Origin of the sequence: Demequina gelatinilytica, from assembly GCF_000971115.1 — a bacterium.
Classification (GTDB): domain Bacteria; phylum Actinomycetota; class Actinomycetes; order Actinomycetales; family Demequinaceae; genus Demequina; species Demequina gelatinilytica.
Window position 1 is genome coordinate 16,683 of the sequence record NZ_BBLV01000021.1, and the last position, 17,457, is coordinate 34,139.

Below are 17,457 nucleotides of genomic sequence, written 5' to 3' on the forward strand. Positions count from 1 at the left end.
CGCCCACCCACCGGAAGTGGTGGGTGGTGGTCGCTTCCCGGAGGTCTCAGCTTGGCAGTGGTGGCTCAGTGTCGCCGCACCGATGCTGGCGGCACTGAACCACCACTGCGGCGGCAAGGGCTGCGAGAACCGACACCCACCCACCACTTCGAGGGAGAGGCTGCCGGCCCCGCTCGCGCATCGCCCATCCCAGTAGAGTGAGCACGTGCTTTCCAGGATCGATCTGCGTGACCAGGACCTCTCCGCCCGCGAGCTTCTCGACGTGGTGCCGCGTGCCGAGATCAACGTGAGCGACGCGCTCGCGGTGGTCGAGCCCATCATCGCGGACGTCCGCGCGCGCGGCGTCGAGGCCCTGCGCGAGCTCGCGGCACGCTTCGACGGCGTGGAGCTCGAGCATGTGCGGGTCCCTGCCGCGGCGATCGAGGAGGCCCTCGCGGAGCTCGACCCTGCGGTGCGTGACGGCCTTGAGGAGGCGATCGACCGCGTGGGCCGCTTCCACCGTGCGACCGTGCCGCCGCCGGTGGAGGTCGAGCTCGCACCCGGTGCCACCGTCTCGCAGCGATGGGTCCCGGTCGGGCGCGTGGGCCTCTACGTCCCGGGCGGGCTCGCGGTCTACCCGAGCTCGGTCGTGATGAACGTGGTGACCGCGCAGGCCGCAGGCGTGCCCTCGATCGCGGTGGCCAGCCCGCCGCAGCGCGAGTCCGGCGGCCTGCCGCACCCCACGATCCTCGCGGCGTGCGCGCTGCTGGGCGTGACCGAGGTCTACGCGGTCGGGGGTGCCCAGGCGATCGGCATGCTCGCGTACGGCGTCGACGGCCTCTGCGACCCGGTCGACGTCATCACCGGCCCCGGCAACGTCTTCGTCGCCGCTGCCAAGCGAGCCGTCAACGGCGTGGTCGGAATCGACTCGGAGGCAGGCCCCACCGAGATCGCGGTGATCGCCGATGCGACCGCGACGCCGCGCTGGGTGGCTGCGGACCTGCTGAGCCAGGCGGAGCACGACCCGATGGCAGGCTCGGTCCTCATCACCGACTCGGTCGAGCTCGCGGAGGCGGTCGAGCGCGAGCTCGCCGCGCTGGTCGACGAGACGAAGCACCTCGCCCGGACCAAGGAGGCGCTCAGCGGGCGCCAGAGCGCGGTGATCCTCACCAGCGGAATCGAGCAGTCCATCGCGGTCGCCGACGCGTACGGCGCCGAGCACCTCGAGATCCACACCGCGGAGGCGCGTGAGGTCGCCGGCCGCATCCGGAACGCGGGTGCTGTGTTCGTGGGCGAGCACTCGCCGGTGCCCCTGGGCGACTACCTCGCGGGCTCGAACCACGTCCTGCCGACCGGAGGCACGGCGCGCTTCGCCTCGGGCCTGGGCGTGACGGCCTTCCTCAAGGCGGTGTCGTACATCGACTACAGCGCCGAGGCGCTCGCGGCGGTGGGGGAGAAGGTGGTCGCGCTCGCGAACGCCGAGGACCTCCCGGCGCACGGCGCGGCGATCCGCGCCCGCACCGAGGGCTGAGACCCGCCCGGACCGCACGATCCGCACGCGGTGATGTGGAAGCCGCCGTCCTCACGACACGATCAGCACCCGTTGTCGCACGGGGCGCGCGGAAGGCGGGTCGTGGGCGGGCCGCTACCGCACCCCGAGCACGAACGGCAGCACGGATGCCGCGCCCGCGCGACGGAGCATGCGGGCCGCGACCGTGAGCGTCCATCCGGAGTCCGTGAGGTCGTCGACCAGCAGCACCCGCGCGCCGTCGAGGTCGCCGGCGGGGATGTCCAGCTCGAGGCGGCGCGCGACCCCCGCGAGGCGTACCGCGGAGTTGACGTCGTGGCGATCCGGCCGCTGTCGGCCGCGCCCGGGCGCGACCCAGCCCACGATCGGGACCCCGAGCCATCGCGCGAGGCCCGGCGCGAGGTGCCCGGCCAGCGACGGCCTGGTCGCCGAACGCACGCCCACGACCGCGTCGACCGTGGTCCTGGCCGAGCCGTCGGGTTCGACGCCGTCCCACAGCGCGTCCCAGTCCTCGAGGACGCGCACCGCGGCTCCGCGCAGCGGCACGGGGGTCTCGACGTCGAGGAGCGCGCCGTCGGCGTCGCGCGACTCGAAGAGGTCCCGGAGCGCGCCCGACCAGCCGAGCCCGTCGAGACGGGCGATCGCACGTCCGGGCGAGGCCTGCTCGCCGGGTGCGATGCGACCGCGCAGGTCCACGCCGAGCGCATCCATGCCGGTGGGCCACTGGCGACGTGCCGTCACCTCGACACCGACGCGGTCCAGGCCCGCCTGCGCCGACGCGACCTCCTCGGCTGTGGGCGCGGACGGCAGGGTCACGCCGCCGCATCGGTCGCAGCGGCCGCACGACCAGTCAGGGTCGAGCTCGGGATCGTCGAGCACGTGCCGCAGGAAGGCCATGCGGCATCCGGAGGACGCCTGGTAGTCGAGCATGGTGCGCTCCTCGGCCCGCCGCGCGGCGGCCACGCGGGCATAGCGGTCGCGGTCGTACCCCCAGGGCTCGCCGGTCGCGAGCCAGCCCCCTGGGACGCGACGCACCGCGCCGTCGACGTCGAGCACCTTGAGCATCGACTCGAGCCGCGAGCGGCGCAGGTCCACGCGCGCCTCGAGCGCGGGAACCGACATGGGCGAGTCCGTCGGGAGCGCGGCGAGCGTCTCGCGCACGGTGTCCTCGGGAGGGAAGGCCTGCGAGCCGAACCACTCCCAGATGGCACGGTCCTCGCGCCCCGGCAGCAGCACCACGACCGCGCGGTCGACGCCACGCCCCGCGCGGCCCACCTGCTGGTAGTACGCGATGGGTGAGGAGGGCGCACCCAGGTGGACCACGAACGCGAGGTCCGGCTTGTCGAAGCCCATCCCGAGCGCCGAGGTCGCGATCAGCGCCTTGACCCGGTTGTCCTTGAGGTCGCCCTCGAGACGTTCACGCTCCGCGGGGTCGGTCTGGCCCGTGTACGCGGCCACCTCGAGGCCTGCCGCGCGCAGCTGGGACGCGACCTCCTCCGCGGCGGACACCGTGAGGCAGTAGACGATCCCGGAGCCGTCCATCGCGCCGAGCGACGAGGCGAGCCATGCGACGCGTGCGGCGGGATCGGGGAGGTCGAGCACCGCGAGGTGAAGCGACTCGCGGTCGAGCGCGCCCCGCAGCACCAGCACGTCCGCCTCCGTGGAGCCGCCGGTCACGCTCAGCTGCTCGGCGACGTCCGCGGTCACGCGTGCGTTGGCTGTCGCGGTGGTCGCGAGCACAGGGATCCCTGAGGGCAGGTCCGCGAGGAGCGTGCGGATGCGACGGTAGTCGGGCCGGAAGTCGTGCCCCCAGTCGGAGATGCAGTGGGCCTCGTCGATCACCACGAGTCCCGCGTCGGCGGCGAGCCTCGGCAGGACCTGGTCCCGGAACTGAGGGTTGTTGAGGCGCTCGGGCGAGCACAGCAGCACGTCGACCTCGCCGGCCGCGATCGCGGCGTGCACCCCGTCCCACTCGGTCACGTTCGCGGAGTTGACCGTGACCGCCCGGATGCCGGCACGCGCGGCCGCAGCGATCTGGTCGCGCATGAGGGCCAGCAGGGGCGACACGATGACGGTGGGCCCCGCCCCGCGGTCGCGCAGCAGGCGCGTCGCGACGAAGTACACGGCGGACTTGCCCCACCCGGTGCGCTGGACCACGAGCGCGCGCGCGGATCGCGAGACGAGCGCGTCGATCGCGCTCCACTGGTCCTCGCGCAGCGCGACGTCGTCGCGGCCCACGAGGCGCCGCAGGGCCGCCTCGGCATCGGTGCGGAGGGACGATGCGGCGGGGGCGGCGGGGGACGGGACCATCCCCCGATGGTAGGGCGGGGGACCGACACGCTCCGCGCATCGTCCCCCGCCCGTGAGCGTCACATCTCGAGCACGATGCGCCCGTCGATGTCGCCCTTCAGCATGTCGTCGAACACCCCGTTGATGTCGTCGAGATGCATGGTGTGGACCGTCGGCACGATCTTGCCCCGCGCGAAGAAGTCGATCGCCTCCTCCATGTCCTTGCGCGTCCCCACGATCGACCCGCGGATGGTCCACGCGTTGAGGACCACCGAGAAGATGTCGACGGGGAAGGACTCGGGCGGCAGGCCGACCAGGGAGACCGTCCCTCCTCGCCGGAGCGAGTTGAGAGCCTGGGGGAAGGCCTTGCCGTTGACGGCCGTGACGAGCGCTCCGTGGACGCCGCCCTCGGTGAGCGCGCGGATCTCCGCGACCGCGTCCTCGGACGTCGCGGCGTTGACGCCCAGCTCGGCACCGTGCTTGCGCGCGAGCTCGAGCTTCCGGTCGTCGATGTCCATCGCGAGCACGCGCCGTCCCATGGCGACGGCGTACTGCACCGCGATGTGGCCCAGGCCGCCGATGCCGGCGATCATGACCCAGTCGCCGGGCTTGGTGTCGGTCATCTTGAGGCCCTTGTAGACCGTGACGCCCGCGCACAGGATGGGAGCGGCCTCCGCGAGGTTCACGCCTGCCGGGAGGATCGGGCAGTAGCGGGAGTCGACCACCATGTACTCGCCGAACGAGCCGTTCACCGCGTAGCCGCCGTTGAGCTGCTTGGGGCAGAGCGTCTCCCACCCCTGCTCGCAGTACTCGCATTCGCCGCACGCCGACCACAGCCACGCGTTGCCCACCACATCGCCGACGGCGATGCGGGTGACGCGCTCGCCGACGGCGACCACGGTGCCGACGCCCTCGTGACCCGGGACGAACGGCGGCGCGGGCTTGACGGGCCAGTCCCCGTGCGCCGCGTGCAGATCGGTGTGGCAGACGCCGGTGTAGCTCACCTTGACCAGCGCCTCGTAGCCCGTGGGTTCGGGCATCGTCATGTCGCTCACATCGAGCGGTTCTCCGAACGCGCGCACCACGGCCGCGCGGAAGGCATCCATCTCTCGCTCCTTTGCGTAGAAATGGGGCGCCGGGCGGCGCCCGCAACCTCAGTCCTATTCCTGGACCAAGGTCCCGGCCGGGGACCAAGGTCCGGGGTGATCGGCATCAGCGGGAACGATGCGCCGAATAGGCGGGGATGCGCCCGGCGCGCGCACGCGGCGTCGAGAAGTTCGGCTAACCTAACTTCAAGATGAGCGGCCGCGACGAGGCGGCAGGGAAGGGGCGATGCGTGTCGAACACGTTGGTGGAGCGCAACCGCGAGCTCGCGGAGCGCTCCCACGGTCCCGTCCGCCGCATCGTCACCCTGCTGGGCCCGGCGTTCGTCGCGGCCGTCGCCTACGTGGACCCCGGCAACGTGGCCGCGAACCTCACGGCGGGCGCCGAGTACGGCTACCTGCTCGTGTGGGTGCTGGTCGTCTCGAACCTCATGGCGGTGCTCATCCAGTACACGTCGGCCAAGCTCGGCCTGGTGACGGGCCGCTCGATGCCCGAGCTCCTGCGCACGCGGCTCGGCCGGCGGGGACGCCTCGCGTACTGGGCGCAGGCCGAGCTCGTCGCGGCGATGACGGATCTCGCCGAGGTGATCGGCGGCGCGCTCGCGCTGTACCTCCTGTTCGACGTCCCGCTCGTGCTCGGCGGGCTCATCGTGGGGCTCGTGTCGCTCGGGCTGCTCGCCGTCCAGTCCCGCAGGGGTCAGCGCCACTTCGAGTTCGTCATCATGGGGCTGCTCACCGTGATCTCGATCGGCTTCGTGGCAGGGCTCTTCGTGTCCGACCTGGACTGGGGCGGCGCCGCGGGCGGCCTGGCGCCCCGCTTCGACGGCGCCCCGACGGTGCTCCTCGCGGCCTCGATGCTCGGGGCGACAGTGATGCCGCATGTCATCTACCTCCACAGCTCGCTCTCACGGGACCGCCACGGCGTCGGTCACGACCGGCCCCGCCTGCGACGGCTGCTCCATGCGACCAAGTGGGACGTCGCGATCTCGCTCGTGATCGCGGGATCGGTCAACATCGCGATGCTGCTGCTCGCCGCCGCGAGCCTGCGCGGCGTGGGCGGGACCGACTCGATCGAGGGGGCGCATGCCGCGATCGAGAACGCTCTCGGGCCGGCGATCGCGGCCGCGTTCGCGGTCGGCCTGCTCGCCTCGGGCCTCGCGTCGACCTCGGTCGGCTGCTACGCCGGCGCCGCGATCATGGGCGGCCTGCTGCATCGCCGCATCCCGGTGTGGGTGCGCCGGTCCGTGACGCTCGTGCCGGCGCTCGTGCTGCTCGGCGCGGGCGCGAACCCCACCTGGGCGCTCGTCATCTCGCAGGTGGTCCTGAGCCTCGGGATCCCGTTCGCGGTGATCCCGCTCGTGAGGCTGACCTCGGACCGCTCGCTCATGGGTGAGCACGTCAACTCGCGCGCCACCCAGGCGACCGCATGGACCGTCGTCGGCCTCATCGTGGCGCTCAACGCCGCGCTGCTGGTGCTGACGGCGTCAGGGCAGGTCTGACGGGTGTTCCAGGGGTGAGCCGACCGCTCACTAGAATCTCCCCATGACCTTGCCGATCCGCCCCGACCTGGCCGGGCTCGAGCCCTACGGCGCTCCCCAGCTCGAGGTCGCTGCGCGCCTCAACGTCAACGAGAACCCGTACGCCCCGCCCAACGGCGTGGTCGATGCGATCGCGGCCGCGGTGCACAAGGCCGCGGAAGGCCTCAACCGCTACCCGGACCGCGACTTCATGGGTCTGCGTCAGGACCTCGCCGACTACCTCCGCACCGAGAGCCACGTGGACTTCCTCGAGGCGCGTCACATCTGGGCCGCGAACGGCTCCAACGAGGTCATGCTCCACCTGCACCAGGCCTTCGGTGGGCCCGGACGCAAGGTCATGAGCTTCGCGCCGACGTACTCGATGTACCCCGAGTACGCGCGCGACACCATCACCGACTTCGTCACGCTGCCCCGCCGCGAGGACTTCACGCTCGACGTCGAGGCCGCGACCGCCGCGATCCGCGAGACGCAGCCGGTCATGGTGATCGTCGCGAGCCCCAACAACCCCACCGGTACCGCGCTGCCGCTGTCCCAGGTCGAGGCGCTCCTGGCCGCGGCGGACGAGGTGCCGGGCGGCTGCATCGTGGTGGTCGACGAGGCGTACGCCGAGTTCCGCCGTCGCGGCGTGCCCAGCGCGGCGACGCTGATCACGGAGCACCCGCACCTCGCGGTGAGCCGCACCATGTCGAAGGCGTTCGCGCTCGCGGGCGGCCGCGTCGGCTACCTCGCGGCTCACGAAGCGATCATCGACGCGCTGCGCGTGGTCCGTCTGCCGTACCACCTCAGCGCGGTCACCCAGGCGACGGCCCGCGCCGCGCTCGCGCATCACCGCGAGCTCCAGGCCCAGGTGGACGAGATCCGCGCCGAGCGCGACGAGACCGTGGTGTGGCTGCGGGAGCAGGGCTTCACGGTCGCCGACACGGATGCGAACTTCGCGCTGTTCGGCCCCTTCGAGGATCGTGAGAGGGTATTCGAGGGCCTGCTCGAGCGCGGCGTGCTGATCCGCGTCACGGGCCCCGAGGGTTGGTTGCGCGTGTCGATCGGCACGCCGCAGGAGATGGCGCTCTTCCGCAGCGCCCTGCTGGAGGTCACCGCATGAGCGAGTCCCAGGTCCGCACGGGACGTACCGGGCGCATCGAGCGCACCACGAGCGAGTCGAGCGTCCTGGTCGAGCTCGACCTCGACGGCTCGGGCCGCACCGAGATCGGCACGGGTGTGCCGTTCTACGACCACATGCTCACCGCGCTCGGGAAGCACTCGCTCATGGACCTCCGGGTCCAGGCGACCGGCGACGTGCACATCGACTCGCACCACACGGTCGAGGACGTCGCGATCTGCATCGGCGAGGCGTTGCGCCAGGCGCTCGGCGACAAGGCCGGGATCTCGCGCTTCGGCGACGCCCTGGTGCCTCTGGACGAGGCGCTGGCGCAGTGCGTCGTGGACGTGTCCGGGCGCCCGTACTTCGTGCACACGGGCGAGCCCGTCGGCCAGGCGACGCACCTCATCGGCGGCAACTTCGCGGGCTCTCTCACGGGTCACGCCCTCGAGTCGATCGCGCATCACGCGGGCATCTGCGTGCACATGCGGGTGCTCGCGGGCCGCGATCCTCACCACATCGTCGAGGCGCAGTTCAAGGCGCTCGCCCGCGCGCTGCGGTTCGCGGTCGCCAAGGACGAGCGCGTCACCGGCATCCCCTCCACCAAGGGAGCGCTGTGACGGCTGAGCAGGGCCAGCCCGTCCCGGACGCGACCGGTGAGGTCGCCGTCGTCATGACGCCGATCCCGCGGGCGGGCTTCGTCGCGGCGCTCTGCGGCCTGCACAAGGTACGGGGCCAGGTGCTCGAGACCAGCGGCGGGCCCATCGTGGTGCTGGACGACGCCTCGGAGACCGCCGCCGTGCAGTCCGTCCGCGCGCTGTCCGGATTCCTCAAGGGCGCCCCGTTCCTGCTGGCGCTCGCGCGCGACGGCCAGGTCCAGATGCAGGAGTGGCGCGGCGGAGCGCTGACGAGCCGTCCGGCACCGGGGATCGCGCTCGCGGACTCGCCCGGCGTGGTGACCACCCTGCTGTCGGGCACGCAGACCATCGACCAGGTCGCCCAGACGCATCAGGACAAGGTCCGCTCGACGTCGATGAGCCGGTTCGCGGCGTACCGCGCGTTGCTCAAGGAGACCAAGGAGCTCAAGAAGGAGGGCCGCGCATGACCACACCCCTCGTCTGCGTCTTCGACTACGGCTTCGGCAACGTCCGCTCCGCCACCCGCGCGCTCGAGCACGTGGGCGCGCGCGTGATGCTGACCTCGGATCGCGCGGTCGCGGAGAACGCCGACGGCCTGGTGGTCCCCGGCGTCGGTGCGTTCGAGGCCGTGATGAACGGGCTCAAGGCGGCGCGCGGCGACCAGATCGTGGGGCGCCGGCTCTCCGGCGGACGCCCGGTGCTCGGGATCTGCGTGGGCCTCCAGGTGATGTTCGAGCGCGGTGTCGAGCACGGCACTGAGACGGAGGGCCTCGACCAGTGGCCCGGCACCGTCGAGCTGCTGCAGACGTCCGTGGTCCCCAACATGGGGTGGGCGCATGTCGAGACGCCCGAGGGCTCCACGCTCTTCGCGGGCGTGGAGGACGAGCGCTTCTACTTCGTGCACTCGTACGGGGCGCGCGAGTTCCCGCTCGGGACCACCGAGGACACGGGCCGCTTCGCCGCGCCCCTGGTGACGTGGTCCACGGCGGGCGAGGGGGACGACTCCGACCGCTTCGTGGCCGCGGTCGAGAACGGGCCGCTCATGGCGACGCAGTTCCACCCCGAGAAGTCGGGCGAGGCGGGCCTCCACCTCCTGCGCAACTGGGTCGAGTCGCTGTAGGGGATCGGCCCGCCCCACCCTGAATTGGTAGATGGTGGTCGCCTCTCGCGGATCCCCGCGTCACAGGGGTAGCGCAGTGTCGCATTCCGGGAACCGGAGCGCGCGAGCCCGACGGGTGCGCGCATCGTCCACCGTCGCGCACAGGCGACAATCACGCACCACTGGGATGCAGCGATCCCTCAGAACCGACAATGGGACACCCACTCGATGGGGCGGGGTTCGGCTGGCTGCGGGCCGGTACCTCTCAAGCATCGACGAGGGGCTCGACCTCGCGGTCGCGCCCGTGACGCTGGTGCTGTCCGAGGGCTGAGACCGCGCATCGTCCCGGGCATGACAGCGCTACGCTGGACCCCGCATCGAGCCCGCCACCGGAAAGCGAGACCATGACCGAGACCCCCCGCCTCGAGCTCCTGCCCGCCGTCGACGTCGCGGACGGCCAGGCCGTCCGCCTCACGCAGGGCGAGGCCGGCTCGGAGACCAGCTACGGCGACCCGCTGTCCGCAGCTCTCGACTGGGTGGACGGCGGCGCGGAGTGGATCCACCTCGTGGACCTCGACGCGGCCTTCGGGCGCGGCTCGAACGCCGAGCTGCTCGCCTCCGTGGTCAAGGCCGTCGACGTCAAGGTCGAGATGAGCGGCGGCATCCGCGACGACGAGTCGCTCGAGCGTGCGCTCGCGACCGGCTGCGCGCGCGTCAACCTCGGCACGGCCGCCCTCGAGGACCCCGAGTGGACGGCTCGCGCGATCGACCGTCACGGCGACCGCATCGCGGTGGGTCTCGACGTGCGCGGCACCACGCTGGCCGGTCGCGGGTGGACCCGCGAGGGCGGCGACCTGTGGGAGGTGCTCGCGCGCCTCGACGAGGCCGGCTGCGCCCGCTACGTGGTGACCGACGTCAAGAAGGACGGGATGCTCTCGGGCCCGAACCTCGAGCTGCTCCAGCAGGTGTGCGAGGCCACCGACGCCCCCGTGGTCGCGTCGGGCGGCATCAGCTCGCTCGAGGACATCGCGGCGCTGCGCACGCTCACGTCCGCCGGCATCGAGGGCGCGATCGTGGGCAAGGCGCTCTACAACGGCAACTTCACGCTGCCTCAGGCGCTCGACGTCGCCGGACGTCCCTGACCCCAACGATTCCGCCGTCCCGCGCGTCCAGCCTGGGAGGGAAGGGGTGGACGATGCGCGGGTGGGCGATCGCGACGATGCTGGCGGCGGTGGTGCTCGCCGCGTGCGCGCCTCCGTCGGACGTCGGCGACCTTCAACCGACGACGGACGCCACCCCTCGGTGCGCCGAGACGCCGCCGCTCGCGACCGGGGCCGCGCAGCCCGCCGCCCGGGTGCCCGAGATCGGCGAGCTCACGGCCGCATGGGTGTGCGTGTACGCCGTGGGTGAGGAATTGACGCTCGCCGCGGGGCCGGCGTCCATCGAGGACCTCGACGGCGCGCGTGCCCTTGTCGACACGCTCGAGCCCGCGGACCTGAACCAGCCCTGCACCATGGAGCTCGGCCCCGAGTACGTGCTCCACCTGGTCGAGGACCACCGCCACACGCGGCTCACCATCGCCGACTACGGATGCCGCTGGGTGCGCGTCGGGGACACCGACGAGCTGCTCACCGGCTCGAGCACCGTTGTCGAGGACCTCACGGCGCTCGCGGGTCTCTGACCCGGCGCACCCTGGCCCTAGGCTGGGACCCATGAGCGACGACGAGCCCCGCAAGGAGATCCCGGAGTCGATCTTCGCGGACGACGACGGCAGCGCCGATGCGAGGCTCGCCCAGGCGCTGATCCGGCACTCGCACGGGAAGGCGCCGCTGACGGACGTGGTCGACGCGCTCGCCTATGCGCGCGTGCTGATCCCCGTGGTGGCGTCGGGGGAGAAGCGCGTGGTCGGCAAGCACGGGCTCGAGCAGGACGAGGTCGCCTCGACCGGCGTGGTCGCGGTCGAGATGCCGGACGGGCGCAGCGCGCTGCCGGTGTTCACCGATGTGGACGCGGTCAAAGCATGGAGCGCGACCGCCCGGCCCATCCCCGCCGAGGGCCCGCGCGCGGCGCTCGCCGCGGCCGCGGAGGGCTGGAGCGCGCTGGTGGTCAACCCCGGCATGGAGACGGTGCTCATCCCTCGTCCGGCCGTGTGGGCCCTGGGCCAGGGCGAGCCGTGGCGGCCCGCGGTGGTCGACGGCAGCGTGGTCGAGGAGGTCCGCGAGGCGATCGCCGAGGCGGTCGAGCTGGGCTCGGCGCTCGCGGGGGTCGAAGCCGTGCCGGGCCGCGGCGCGGAGGTCGCGATCGTGCTGCGCCTGGTGCAAGGGCTCACGCGCCCCGAGGTCGACCAGATCCTCGAGCGCGTCCAGGGTCAGCTGGCCCGGTCGAGCGTCGTGGCGCAGCGCGTCGACAGCCTCGAGCTCAAGCTGATGCAGGCGTAGCGGCGCTCAGCAGGTCGCGTCGACCTCGGTGCGTCGCGCATCGTCCGCGAGGAAGGCGGTCAGCCGGGTCAGCGTGACCGCGCCGGCGACCTCGTCGAGGTCCGAGGAGAACAGCACGCCCACCACGGTGCCGGACGTATCCGCCACGGGAGACCCGGAGTTGCCCTCCTCGGCGTGCATCCGCAGGGAGTAGATGGGGGCGCCGTCCGGATCGAGCTGGTTCTCGCGCGTGCCCAGGAGCGTCCCCTCGAGAGCCGCGAGCGGCCCTCCTTGGGCGAAGCCGGTGGCGACCACGGCCTCACCGGGCTGGGGCTCCGCGGAGGCGAGGCTGCCCGCCTCGGGGAAGGTGCCGTCGATGGTGATGAGGCCCAGGTCGTCGGTCGGCGAGATCTCGGCGACGGAGGCCGTGTACGCATGTCCCTGGTAGTCCGTCAGCTCGATCTCGGTGGCGCCCTCGACCACGTGCCTGTTGGTGACCGCGTGGGTGGCGTCGAGCATCCACGCGCTGCCGTTGCGGTAGGCGTCGCATGTGCGCGCCCACACGCGCAGCGCGATGCGCTCGGCGTGCGTGAAGCCATCTCCCGGGGACGATGCGGGGGTGGCCGTCGCGACCGCGGGGGTCGCGAATGGTCCGGGGGAGAGGACCGGTGACAGCCGCGCGCACGCGCCCAGGGCGAGCACCGCGGCGCACGCCGCGGCGGCCGTCACGGCAGGGCCGCGCCGGTCACCCATGCGCGGCCTGGAAGTCCTCGAACGCCTGATCGACCTCGGCGCAGTACTCCTCGATCGATCGTTCCGACGCCTCGATGCTCGACGCGACGTACAGCTCGCGGTGGCGCAGCACGTCGAAGTGCTCGGCCTGGGCGTCCACGCAGTGCTGGTACGCGGCGACGATGTCCTCGAGCTCCGTCACGAGCTCCGTGCCGCGCGCCCCCTGGTTGACCGCCGACGAGTACTCCTCCTTGAGGTTCGCCAGCTCCTGCTCGACCGTCTCCAGCTCCGCGATCCTGCCATGCGCGTCGGTGAGCTCCACGGCGAGCGTGTCGGCACGTCCCCGCAGCTCCGCGTTCTGACCCTCCCAGTGGTGCCGCGCGGTCGCGAGCAGCGCCAGCGGCACCGCGAGGGCTGCCGCGAGCAGGCACGCGGCGACCAGCGCGACCACGAGCCCGCGCCGGCGCGGCGCGCGCGGAGCTGCGGGAGCCGCCTCCGTGGGTGCGGGGTCGCCGGTCGCGGCGGCGCCCGGGCCCGGCTCCTGCGCGGGCGGTCGAGCCTCCGTCACGGGGTGGCCTGGTACTGGTTGGTCGCGCAACTCGCCTCGGGCACGAACAGCGACTCCTCGCTCAGCAGGGTGTTGAGGGTCGAGATCGGGACGATGAAGCTCTGGTTCGAGTAGTTCTTGGCGTAGATGACGCCCACCACGCGACCGTCCTCGTCGAGCACCGGGGAGCCGGAGGACCCTGGCTCGACGCTCGCGCTCGACGCGAGCACGGTGCCGATCGCGACGCCCCGGGGATCCGTGGTCGGGCCGAGGACCACGCCGGCGGTCGAGGTGAGGCGACCGCCGTTGGGGTAGCCGACCACGGTGATGACATCGCCCTCCACCGGATCCTCCTGGGCCCGGCGCGCGTGCGCGGTGCCCAGCGACTCCTCGGTGGTGACGATCGCGATGTCGGCCACCGTGGTGGTGGTGGCCGCGGTCGCGGCGATCGACCGGCCGTCGTAGGTGGTGACGGTGATGCGCTTCGCGTCCTCGACCACGTGACGGTTGGTGACCAGCGTGTGGGAGTCGAGCGCGAAGCCGGTGCCCGTGGCGATGAAGCCGCAGCCGATGTTGCGCACGCGGACGGTCATGCGCTGCGCGGCCGTGAAGCCGTCGGGGGACAGCGCGCCGGTGCCGTCGCCGGGGGAGGCCGAGGGCTCAGGGATGAAGTCGTCGGGGAGGGCCGCGGGCTCGACGGGCAGCGCGGCGCACGCGGTGACCGTCAGCATCAGCGCGGCCGCGGTCGCGACGGCGCCCCAGGCACGTCGGGCGCGGGTCACGGCGCCACCGACTGCTGGAACGCGACGTTGGCGTCGGAGGCCGCCTCGCATAGCGCGTCGACGCTCGTGGCGAAGCTCTCGAGCTCGCTCGGCTTGTAGTCGTCGGGGCTGCGCAGGTAGTCCGCGAGCTGCTCGTGGCCCTCGATGCAGCGGCTGAGCGAGCTGGCGACGGAGGTGGCGTCCGAGATCACGTCCTCGAGGGCCGTGATCTCCTCCTGCGCGAAGGCGGCGTCGTCGCCCCACTGCGCGTTCTCGGCCTGGAGGCGGCTCACGGTGTCCTTGGACGTCGCGAGCTGCTGGGTCACAAGGTCGAGCTGCTCCTGCGTGCTCGCCAGCTCATCGCGCCCGGCCGCCACCTGGTCGCCGAGCTCGTAGCCCTTGGCGGTCATCTCGGCCACCTGGGCCTCCCACGCCTCGGACACGCGCCACAGGTACGCGATGAGGGTCACCGAGGCGAGCAGCAGGACGGACATGAGCGCCACCGTGACGACCAGCGCGGCGGGGCGGGAACGGTGCACGATCACGCGCGGCTCGTCGACGGGCTCGTCCGAGGGGTCGTCGACCACGGGGTCGGCGGCATCGTCCTCCCCGTACGGGTGGGCGGCGTCGATCACGTCCGCGCCCACCACGGGGATCTCGTCGGTGTCGACGCGGTCGCCCTCGGCGGGCGCATCGTCCACCGGAGGGAAGGGGGAGCGGCGGCTCGGGACCATCACGGGCTCGCGCGACGGCACGTCCGTCTCGCGCGTGTCGGCCCCCTGCCGGCTCTGCTCCCCAAGTGTCACTACGTGACCGCCCCCGTGTACTTCTCGCCGGGCCCGTCGCCGGGCCGGTCCGGGAAGGCCGAGGCCTCCCGGAATGCCAACTGTACGCTCCGCAGGCCGTCCCTCAGAGCCCGCGCATGCGTGTCCCCGATGTCCGGTGCGGCGGCGGTGACGAGTCCGGCGAGCGCGTTGATGATCGTGCGCGCCTCGTCGAGGTCCACATGGTCCTCGCCGTCCTCCGCCAGGCCGCACCGAAGCGCGGCCGCACTGAGAAGATGAACGCTCACCGTCGTGATAAGTTCCACGGCACCCACATCCGCGAGGTCGCGAGCGGCGTCGCCCGCACCTCCCGAAGGCACGCCGGGACCTGCTTCCTGGTCTTTCTGGCTCATGGTTGCTATTCTTGTCCATCGACCGGTTGCGGCATGTGCTGCAACACGCAAGTGGAGTCCACTCCCACCCGAGGACCATAGGGGCCTGGGTATCGGTTCCGGTGAACGGCGCATCGTGCGTCCGGGCGCCGTTGCTGTGGTGGCCTCTGCTCGCATTCGGGCAGGGGCCTTTCCTCGTTTCCGGGGGTGGGGACCTGGCCGTCGATCCACAGAAGCAACGAGAAGGAGCCGCTATCAACGAGCCGCGCATCAACGAGCGCATCCGTGTCCCTGAGGTCCGCCTGGTCGGTCCGAAGGGCGAGCAGGTCGGCATCGTCCGTATCGAGGATGCCCTCCGTCTGGCGCAGGACGCCGAGCTCGACCTGGTCGAGGTGGCGCCCAACTCGCGTCCTCCCGTCGTCAAGCTCATGGACTACGGCAAGTTCAAGTACGAGGCGGCCGTCAAGGCTCGTGAGGCCCGGCGCAACCAGGCCAACACCGAGATCAAGGAGATGCGGTTCCGTCTCAAGATCGACGAGCACGACTACGAGACCAAGAAGGGCCACGTGGTCCGCTTCCTCAAGGGCGGCGACAAGGTCAAGGTCACGATCATGTTCCGCGGTCGTGAGCAGTCCCGTCCCGAGATGGGCCGCCGCCTGCTGATGAAGCTGGCGGAGGAGCTCCAGGAGTTCGGCGTGGTCGAGAACGCGCCGAGCCACGAGGGTCGCAACATGTCGCTGGTCCTGGGTCCGCTGAAGAAGAAGGCGGAGGCCAAGGAGGAGCAGCGCAAGGTGCGCGAGGAGCGCAAGGCTGCCGAGGCCGCCGCGCGCGAGGAGCGCAAGGCGCCTAAGGCTGGAGAGGTGGCCGAGGAGGTCGCCGCGGAGGTCGAGGAGTCGGCCGCCGAGTAGTCGTCGCGAGACGTCACAGGCTTCGGGCGCTCGCCGCCCGTGAAACGTGCTGGGGTCCCACCGGAGCCCAGCCAGACCTAGAAGGAGAGGCAGCAATGCCCAAGAACAAGACCCACTCGGGTGCCAAGAAGCGCTTCAAGCTCACCGGCACCGGCAAGGTGAAGCACGCCTCGGCGATGAACGTCCACAAGTTCGAGGAGAAGCACTCGTCGCGCAAGCGTCGTGTCGCGCAGGACCAGATCCTGTCCGACGCCGACTCGAAGAAGATCAAGAAGCTGCTGGGCAAGTAAGCCCGTACTGAAAGCCCAAGGAGACTAAGAAATGGCACGCGTCAAGCGGGCGGTCAACGCCCAGAAGAAGCGCCGTACTACCCTCGAGCGCGCTGCGGGTTACCGCGGCCAGCGTTCGCGCCTCTACCGGAAGGCGAAGGAGCAGGTCACCCACTCCCTCGTCTACTCGTACAACGACCGCCGCAAGCGCAAGGGCGACTTCCGCAAGCTGTGGATCCAGCGCATCAACGCTGCTGCCCGCGCGAACGGCATGACCTACAACCGCTTCATCCAGGGCCTCAAGGCCGCCGGTGTCGAGGTGGACCGCCGCATGCTCGCCGAGCTCGCGGTGAACGACGAGGCCGCGTTCGCGACCCTCGTCGAGACGGCCAAGAAGGCCCTTCCGGCCGACGTCAACGCGCCCGCCGCGTAAGGCACCGTCTCCATGACAGGACGCCCCGCCGGGCCTGCAGACCTCTCCGTCACGCTTTCGAACCCGAAGGCGGAGCGGGTGAAGAGAGTCGCGGCCCTGGCGGGGCGTTCTGCGCGTTCCCGGGCCGGCGTGCTGCTGGTCGAGGGACCGCAGGCCGTGCGAGAAGCCGTGCGGTTCGCCGCCGACCGTGTGCACGACGTCTACCTCTCGCCCGATGCGGCGCTCCGCTATCCGGAGATCGCCCAGGAGGCGCTCGCCGCGGGCCTGTACGTGCACCTCGGCACCGACGAGGTCCTCGACGCCATGAGCGCGGATGCGCAGCGCGTGGTCGCCGTGGTGGCGAGCACGGGCACGTCGCTCGACGACGTCGTGGCCGCTGCCCCGCGGCTGGTCGCGGTGCTCTCGAACGTGAGGGACCCCGGCAACGCCGGCACGGTGATCCGCGTCGCCGATGCTGCGGGCGCTGACGCGGTGATCCTCGCAGGGGAGTCGGTCGACCCCACCAACCCGAAGGTGATCCGCTCCACGGCCGGCAGCCTGTTCCATCTTCCGATCGCGCGCGCCCCGCTTGCCGACGTGATCGACGCGCTGCGGCAGGCGGGCCTCCTGGTGCTCGCGGCCGACGGCTCCGGCGAGGACCTCCTGGGCGACGCCTCGGCGGGCTCCGGCGCCGGCGGCGCCGAGGCGCTCGCGGCTCCCACCGCGTGGGTGTTCGGCAACGAGGCCTGGGGCCTGCGCCCCGAGGAGCTCGCGCTCGCCGACGCCGTGGTCCGCATCCCCATCCACGGTCGCGCGGAGAGCCTCAACCTCGGGACCGCGGCCGCCGTGTGCCTCTACGCCTCGGCGACCGCGCAGCGCGCCTGACGCATACCGCCATCCGATCCACGTGCATCGACACGCCGATGTGACGCTTCTCACGCGTGCGCGATGTCTCCTCACCTTCACAGATGCGTGCCGATAGGCG

20 protein-coding genes are annotated in these 17,457 nt (G+C 71.9%); 13 read left to right on the forward strand and 7 right to left on the reverse strand.

Going from position 1 to position 17,457, the window contains the following annotated elements; genetic code table 11:
• Window positions 1–205: 205 nt before the first annotated feature.
• Window positions 206–1,510: a histidinol dehydrogenase gene (hisD, locus tag AOM00_RS14130; protein ID WP_062518412.1), complete on the forward strand. Its 1,305-nt coding sequence runs from the start codon at window positions 206–208 to the stop codon at window positions 1,508–1,510.
• 114 nt (window positions 1,511–1,624) lie between these two features.
• Here hisD and AOM00_RS14135 read toward each other — a convergent pair whose 3' ends face one another.
• Together AOM00_RS14135 and adhP are read right to left on the reverse strand one after the other, a co-directional pair.
• The gene (locus AOM00_RS14135; RefSeq protein ID WP_062518413.1) at window positions 1,625–3,817 is read right to left on the reverse strand and encodes a RecQ family ATP-dependent DNA helicase; all 2,193 of its coding nucleotides are present in this window, start codon (window positions 3,815–3,817) and stop codon (window positions 1,625–1,627) included.
• Window positions 3,818–3,876: 59 nt separating this feature from the next.
• Complete coding sequence (gene adhP, locus AOM00_RS14140; protein ID WP_062518414.1) at window positions 3,877–4,902, reverse strand: alcohol dehydrogenase AdhP; 1,026 nt, start codon at window positions 4,900–4,902, stop codon at window positions 3,877–3,879.
• Window positions 4,903–5,147: 245 nt separating this feature from the next.
• On the opposite strand from adhP, the gene AOM00_RS14145 reads away from it, so the two are divergent.
• The 8 genes from AOM00_RS14145 (at window position 5,148) to AOM00_RS14180 (ending at window position 11,708) form a co-directional block, all read left to right on the forward strand.
• Window positions 5,148–6,398 carry an Nramp family divalent metal transporter gene (locus AOM00_RS14145; RefSeq protein ID WP_228373519.1) on the forward strand — a complete coding sequence of 417 codons (1,251 nt, stop codon included), beginning with the start codon at window positions 5,148–5,150 and terminating at the stop codon, window positions 6,396–6,398.
• 43 nt (window positions 6,399–6,441) lie between these two features.
• A complete protein-coding gene (locus AOM00_RS14150; RefSeq protein WP_062518415.1) occupies window positions 6,442–7,536 on the forward strand; it encodes a histidinol-phosphate transaminase in 1,095 nt (364 codons plus the stop codon).
• Window positions 7,533–8,153 (forward strand): imidazoleglycerol-phosphate dehydratase HisB, encoded by a 621-nt coding sequence (gene hisB, locus AOM00_RS14155; RefSeq protein WP_062518416.1) that lies wholly within the window; start codon window positions 7,533–7,535, stop codon window positions 8,151–8,153. Before AOM00_RS14150 ends, hisB begins: the two co-directional genes overlap by 4 nt.
• Window positions 8,150–8,638 carry a hypothetical protein gene (locus AOM00_RS14160; protein ID WP_062518417.1) on the forward strand — a complete coding sequence of 163 codons (489 nt, stop codon included), beginning with the start codon at window positions 8,150–8,152 and terminating at the stop codon, window positions 8,636–8,638. The genes hisB and AOM00_RS14160 overlap by 4 nt, the downstream gene beginning before the upstream one ends.
• Entirely contained in the window at window positions 8,635–9,291 is a 657-nt protein-coding gene (hisH, locus tag AOM00_RS14165) for an imidazole glycerol phosphate synthase subunit HisH (RefSeq protein WP_062518418.1), read from the forward strand. The genes AOM00_RS14160 and hisH overlap by 4 nt, the downstream gene beginning before the upstream one ends.
• 383 nt (window positions 9,292–9,674) lie before the next feature.
• Complete coding sequence (priA, locus tag AOM00_RS14170; protein ID WP_062518419.1) at window positions 9,675–10,412, forward strand: bifunctional 1-(5-phosphoribosyl)-5-((5-phosphoribosylamino)methylideneamino)imidazole-4-carboxamide isomerase/phosphoribosylanthranilate isomerase PriA; 738 nt, start codon at window positions 9,675–9,677, stop codon at window positions 10,410–10,412.
• Window positions 10,413–10,465: 53 nt separating this feature from the next.
• Window positions 10,466–10,951, forward strand: coding sequence for a hypothetical protein (locus tag AOM00_RS14175; protein WP_062518420.1), 486 nt, complete (start codon window positions 10,466–10,468; stop codon window positions 10,949–10,951).
• Window positions 10,952–10,982: 31 nt separating this feature from the next.
• Window positions 10,983–11,708 carry an SseB family protein gene (locus AOM00_RS14180; RefSeq protein ID WP_062518421.1) on the forward strand — a complete coding sequence of 242 codons (726 nt, stop codon included), beginning with the start codon at window positions 10,983–10,985 and terminating at the stop codon, window positions 11,706–11,708.
• A gap of 6 nt (window positions 11,709–11,714) precedes the next feature.
• On the opposite strand, the gene AOM00_RS14185 is transcribed toward AOM00_RS14180, so the two are convergent.
• Genes AOM00_RS14185 through AOM00_RS14205 form a run of 5 tightly spaced genes read right to left on the reverse strand, consistent with a single transcriptional unit; the run spans window position 11,715 to window position 14,904 of the window.
• The gene (locus AOM00_RS14185) at window positions 11,715–12,440 is read right to left on the reverse strand and encodes a S1 family peptidase (protein WP_062518422.1); all 726 of its coding nucleotides are present in this window, start codon (window positions 12,438–12,440) and stop codon (window positions 11,715–11,717) included.
• Window positions 12,433–12,987: a hypothetical protein gene (locus AOM00_RS14190; RefSeq protein ID WP_062518423.1), complete on the reverse strand. Its 555-nt coding sequence runs from the start codon at window positions 12,985–12,987 to the stop codon at window positions 12,433–12,435. Before AOM00_RS14190 ends, AOM00_RS14185 begins: the two co-directional genes overlap by 8 nt.
• Window positions 12,984–13,748 carry a S1 family peptidase gene (locus tag AOM00_RS14195; RefSeq protein ID WP_228373518.1) on the reverse strand — a complete coding sequence of 255 codons (765 nt, stop codon included), beginning with the start codon at window positions 13,746–13,748 and terminating at the stop codon, window positions 12,984–12,986. The genes AOM00_RS14190 and AOM00_RS14195 overlap by 4 nt, the downstream gene beginning before the upstream one ends.
• The gene (locus AOM00_RS14200; RefSeq protein WP_156159190.1) at window positions 13,745–14,533 is read right to left on the reverse strand and encodes a hypothetical protein; all 789 of its coding nucleotides are present in this window, start codon (window positions 14,531–14,533) and stop codon (window positions 13,745–13,747) included. The genes AOM00_RS14195 and AOM00_RS14200 overlap by 4 nt, the downstream gene beginning before the upstream one ends.
• Window positions 14,533–14,904 carry a DUF1844 domain-containing protein gene (locus tag AOM00_RS14205; RefSeq protein WP_062518425.1) on the reverse strand — a complete coding sequence of 124 codons (372 nt, stop codon included), beginning with the start codon at window positions 14,902–14,904 and terminating at the stop codon, window positions 14,533–14,535. The genes AOM00_RS14200 and AOM00_RS14205 overlap by 1 nt, the downstream gene beginning before the upstream one ends.
• A gap of 233 nt (window positions 14,905–15,137) precedes the next feature.
• Here AOM00_RS14205 and infC point away from each other — a divergent pair, with 233 nt between their 5' ends.
• The 4 genes from infC (at window position 15,138) to AOM00_RS14225 (ending at window position 17,357) form a co-directional block, all read left to right on the forward strand.
• Window positions 15,138–15,791 carry a translation initiation factor IF-3 gene (infC, locus tag AOM00_RS14210; RefSeq protein WP_082097101.1) on the forward strand — a complete coding sequence of 218 codons (654 nt, stop codon included), beginning with the start codon at window positions 15,138–15,140 and terminating at the stop codon, window positions 15,789–15,791.
• Between the two features lie 95 nt (window positions 15,792–15,886).
• Window positions 15,887–16,081, forward strand: coding sequence for a 50S ribosomal protein L35 (rpmI, locus tag AOM00_RS14215; RefSeq protein WP_062294442.1), 195 nt, complete (start codon window positions 15,887–15,889; stop codon window positions 16,079–16,081).
• Window positions 16,082–16,112: 31 nt separating this feature from the next.
• On the forward strand, window positions 16,113–16,493 hold the full coding sequence (gene rplT, locus AOM00_RS14220) for a 50S ribosomal protein L20 (protein WP_062301466.1): 381 nt from the start codon (window positions 16,113–16,115) through the stop codon (window positions 16,491–16,493).
• A gap of 12 nt (window positions 16,494–16,505) precedes the next feature.
• Window positions 16,506–17,357, forward strand: coding sequence for a TrmH family RNA methyltransferase (locus AOM00_RS14225; RefSeq protein ID WP_062518426.1), 852 nt, complete (start codon window positions 16,506–16,508; stop codon window positions 17,355–17,357).
• The last annotated feature ends 100 nt before the right edge of the window (window positions 17,358–17,457 follow it).

Coding starts and splice junctions, on each gene's coding strand:
- AOM00_RS14135 (WP_062518413.1), bottom strand. CDS start 3,817: ATGGTCCCGTCCCCCGCCGCCCCCGCCGCATCGTCCCTCCGCACCGAT.
- adhP (WP_062518414.1), bottom strand. CDS start 4,902: ATGGATGCCTTCCGCGCGGCCGTGGTGCGCGCGTTCGGAGAACCGCTC.
- AOM00_RS14150 (WP_062518415.1), top strand. CDS start 6,442: ATGACCTTGCCGATCCGCCCCGACCTGGCCGGGCTCGAGCCCTACGGC.
- hisB (WP_062518416.1), top strand. CDS start 7,533: ATGAGCGAGTCCCAGGTCCGCACGGGACGTACCGGGCGCATCGAGCGC.
- hisH (WP_062518418.1), top strand. CDS start 8,635: ATGACCACACCCCTCGTCTGCGTCTTCGACTACGGCTTCGGCAACGTC.
- priA (WP_062518419.1), top strand. CDS start 9,675: ATGACCGAGACCCCCCGCCTCGAGCTCCTGCCCGCCGTCGACGTCGCG.
- AOM00_RS14175 (WP_062518420.1), top strand. CDS start 10,466: ATGCGCGGGTGGGCGATCGCGACGATGCTGGCGGCGGTGGTGCTCGCC.
- AOM00_RS14180 (WP_062518421.1), top strand. CDS start 10,983: ATGAGCGACGACGAGCCCCGCAAGGAGATCCCGGAGTCGATCTTCGCG.
- AOM00_RS14185 (WP_062518422.1), bottom strand. CDS start 12,440: ATGGGTGACCGGCGCGGCCCTGCCGTGACGGCCGCCGCGGCGTGCGCC.
- AOM00_RS14205 (WP_062518425.1), bottom strand. CDS start 14,904: ATGAGCCAGAAAGACCAGGAAGCAGGTCCCGGCGTGCCTTCGGGAGGT.
- rpmI (WP_062294442.1), top strand. CDS start 15,887: ATGCCCAAGAACAAGACCCACTCGGGTGCCAAGAAGCGCTTCAAGCTC.
- rplT (WP_062301466.1), top strand. CDS start 16,113: ATGGCACGCGTCAAGCGGGCGGTCAACGCCCAGAAGAAGCGCCGTACT.
- AOM00_RS14225 (WP_062518426.1), top strand. CDS start 16,506: ATGACAGGACGCCCCGCCGGGCCTGCAGACCTCTCCGTCACGCTTTCG.